The sequence below is a fragment of the Streptococcus sp. SPS1 genome, from assembly GCF_030439915.1.
In the GTDB taxonomy this organism is placed as follows: domain Bacteria; phylum Bacillota; class Bacilli; order Lactobacillales; family Streptococcaceae; genus Streptococcus.
On sequence record NZ_JAQFJG010000030.1, the window covers coordinates 1 to 1,007 of the forward strand.

2 protein-coding genes are annotated in these 1,007 nt (G+C 39.5%); both read left to right on the forward strand.

Annotation, left to right across the window (positions count from 1 at the left end):
• Nucleotides 1-519: transposase (locus PCY12_RS10275; protein ID WP_301352824.1), on the forward strand; the 519-nt coding region annotated here is incomplete at its 5' end.
• Nucleotides 482-925, forward strand: a complete 444-nt coding sequence (locus tag PCY12_RS10280; protein WP_001212086.1) for an IS110 family transposase — start codon at nucleotides 482-484, stop codon at nucleotides 923-925. The genes PCY12_RS10275 and PCY12_RS10280, both read left to right, overlap by 38 nt.
• Nucleotides 926-1,007: the final 82 nt, after the last annotated feature.

Genomic DNA, 1,007 nt, shown 5'->3' on the forward strand with positions numbered 1-1,007 from the left:
CTCGTCTTGGTACTTGCCAATCCTCAACATATCAAGAATGTGCCTGGTCGAAAAACAGACATGAAAGATGCCGAATGGATTGCTCAACTCGGCCGTTGCGGACTAATTGAACCTTCCTATATCCCTGCTCCTGAAGTAGTACAGCTTCGTTTACTGACACGTCGCATGCGTTCTTACAAGCAGCGTCAAACTCAAGTCAAAAATGAAATTCACAATCTCTTACAACGGGCTAATATCAAGCTAACAAGTTATCTTTCTGATATTTTTTCTAAGACAGGGCGATCACTTTTAAAATTATTTATTAACGGAGAAAGCATTAATGTAGAATCTGTTATCCCTTGTATCCAAAAGCGAGTGAAAGCAAGTCCAGAAGAACTTGTTGAAGCGATGGAAGGAAAGTTGTCACTAGAAGATCGCTTCCTCTTAGACCAGAGCTTAGAGGAATATCAGATGTATCAGGAACTCATTGAAAAATTGACCGATGAGATTCAACACTACATCGAAAAGGAGTTTCCCTGAGGAAAATAGGATACTTCAAACCATTCCTGGTGTGAATGAAAACTGTGCTGCCACTATTCTAGCTGAGATTGGACCAACTGTTACAGCCTTTCCATCCGATGCACACTTAGCATCCTGGGCTGGACTATGCCCAGGATCTTATGAGAGTGCTGGAATTAAAAAATCCTCACACATTACGCAAGGAAATCGATATATCAAACAGGCTCTGACCATGTCGGGATTAATTGTAGCACATTCTAAGGATCCAGCTTTTTCTTCTTTTTACAATCGAATTTCCCAAAGAGGAAGCAAGATGAAGGCGATTATTGCTTGTGCTCATAAGATTCTCAGAATCATTTACAAACTACTCTCCACCAAACAGACTTATCAAAAAGAAAAGGCGATAGGACTGAGGAAACAGTTCTAACGCCCAAACTAAAAAAATTTCAATTACAGTATAGCACAGGAAGTGATTTTTTGCGCTTTTTTACTGTCTTTTTTCAAATAAA